Source organism: Bifidobacterium sp. UTBIF-68, from assembly GCF_006408855.1.
Classification (GTDB): domain Bacteria; phylum Actinomycetota; class Actinomycetes; order Actinomycetales; family Bifidobacteriaceae; genus Bifidobacterium; species Bifidobacterium reuteri.
In genome coordinates, this window is the sequence record NZ_JFAN01000036.1 from 1 (window position 1) to 2,394 (window position 2,394).

At 62.1% G+C, this 2,394-nt stretch carries 1 protein-coding gene and 1 tRNA gene; one reads left to right on the top strand and one right to left on the bottom strand.

Annotated features, from left to right (window positions below; translation table 11 throughout):
- Nucleotides 1-160: 160 nt before the first annotated feature.
- Nucleotides 161-233: transfer RNA gene (locus BW14_RS09830), tRNA-Thr, on the bottom strand.
- A gap of 388 nt (nucleotides 234-621) precedes the next feature.
- Between BW14_RS09830 and pgi the strand changes: the two genes are divergently transcribed.
- On the top strand, nucleotides 622-2,322 hold the full coding sequence (gene pgi / locus BW14_RS09835) for a glucose-6-phosphate isomerase (protein WP_044089576.1): 1,701 nt from the start codon (nucleotides 622-624) through the stop codon (nucleotides 2,320-2,322).
- Nucleotides 2,323-2,394 lie beyond the last annotated feature (72 nt).

Consider the following 2,394-nt stretch of genomic DNA (forward strand, 5'->3'; position numbering starts at 1 on the left):
GAACCCACACGTCTAAGACACAGGAACCTAAATCCTGCGCGTCTACCAATTCCGCCACTCGCGCATTGTTGCATACCGCTTGGCTGCAGGCGGGCGGAAACCGTCAGCCCACAGTTCCATATGCAAAACCCTAGGCGGACGAACCAACCTAGGGCAGTCGAGCCACTTGTCAGAATCGAACTGACGACCTGCTCATTACGAGTGAGCCGCTCTACCGACTGAGCTAAAGTGGCTTGTCTCGCGGAAGGCGTTCGCCACCCGCGCACAAAACAATAAGTGTAAGGCATGCCGTGGAAAAAGCCAAACGAGCGTGGTGTCTGTGTCGTGGTTCGCGTCGTCGTTCGCGTCATGGTTCGTGCGGGTCCTATGCCGTCGCTGTACCGGATCTGTACCAGATTCGTACCGGATTCGTACCGGATTCGTACCGCGGACTGCACGGGTAGATGGCCCGCAGATGTGCTTGGTACTGCCGCGCAACGTAGTTTCCATGGATGACACTATCCAGACACTGAATGTTTTTGTTCTGTTCATGTCTGAATTTGTGAGTATTCTGTTTGGTGATACGGAGTGATTCTGAGCTGTGTGCAAGGATGCTCCAGTCACCGAGGAAAGGAATATTCCATGGCAATCAATCCTCCTGTTGACGCCACCAAGACCCCTGCGTGGGTTGCGTTGCAGAAGCACTATGACGAGCTTCAGGCCGAGGGCATCGACCTCAAGAAGTGGTTCGCCGAAGATTCCGACCGCGTCAAGGAGCTCAGCTTCGACGCCGGCGATCTGCACTTCGACCTGTCCAAGAACCTGATCAAGCCGGAGACCCTGCGCCTGTTCGCCTTCCTCGCCGACGAAGTCAAGCTCGGCGACCGCATCAAGGCCATGTACACCGGCGTGCACATCAACAACACCGAGGATCGCGCTGTGCTGCACACCGCGCTGCGCCGCCCGGTCGAGGACGAGGGCAAGTACATCGTTGACGGTCAGGACACCGTCAAGGACGTGCGCGAGACCCTCGACAAGATCTACGCCTTCGCCGATGACGTGCGCTCCGGCAAGTGGACCGGCGTGACCGGCCGCAAGATCGAGACCGTGGTCAACATCGGCATCGGCGGTTCCGACCTGGGCCCCGTCATGGCGTACGAAGCCCTGAAGCCGTACGCGGACGCCGGCATCTCCGCCCGCTACATCTCCAACATCGACCCGAACGACCTGGCCGAGAAGACCAAGGGCCTCGACCCGGAGACCACCCTGTTCATCATCGTTTCCAAGACCTTCACCACCCTGGAGACCCTGACCAACGCCCGCGAAGCCCGCACCTGGCTGCTTGAGGAGCTCGTTGCCAACGGCGCCATCGCCGAGGGCGACGCCGCTCAGCGCGCCGAGGCCATCAAGAAGCACTTCGTCGCCGTCTCCACCAACCTGGAGAAGGTCGAGGAGTTCGGCATCGACCCGAACAACGCGTTCGGCTTCTGGAACTGGGTCGGCGGCCGTTACTCCGTCGACTCCGCCGTCGGCACCTCCCTGGCCGTGGTCTTCGGACCGGCCCGCTTCGAGGAGTTCCTGCACGGCTTCCACGAGATCGACGAATACTTCGCCAACACCCCGTTCGAGAAGAACGTCGTCGTGCTGCTCGGCATGCTGAACGTCTGGTACCGCAACTTCTTCAAGGCCGCTTCCCACGCCGTGCTGCCGTACGACCAGTACCTGCACCGCTTCCCGGCCTACCTGCAGCAGCTGACCATGGAGTCCAACGGCAAGTCCGTGCGTTGGGACGGCACCCCGGTCACCACCGAGACCGGCGAGATCTTCTGGGGCGAGCCCGGCACCAACGGCCAGCACGCCTTCTACCAGCTGATCCACCAGGGCACCCAGCTCATCCCGGCCGACTTCATCGCGTTCGTCAACACCCCGAACCCGACCAAGGACGGCGACCAGGACGTGCACGAGCTGTTCCTCGGCAACTACTTCGCGCAGACCAAGGCCCTCGCCTTCGGCAAGACCGCCGACGAGGTCCGCGCCGAGGGCACTCCGGAGGAGATCGTCCCCGCCCGCGTGTTCACCGGCAACCGTCCGACCACCTCCATCTTCGGCGTGGCCCTGACCCCGTTCGCCCTCGGCGAGCTCATCGCCCTGTACGAGCACATCACCTTCGTCGAAGGTACTGTGTGGGGCCTCGACTCCTACGACCAGTGGGGCGTGGAGCTCGGCAAGCAGCTGGCCAAGCAGATCACCCCGGCCATCTCCCAGGATGACGACGCCCTGGCCGCCCAGGACGCCTCCACCCAGAGCCTGATCCAGTTCTACCGCAAGAACCGCGAGTTCTGACCCTTTCCCTAGGTCCCCTCTGGTGAGGGGGCTGTCCCGCAAACAGCGGGACTGAGGGAGAGCAGCGTGACC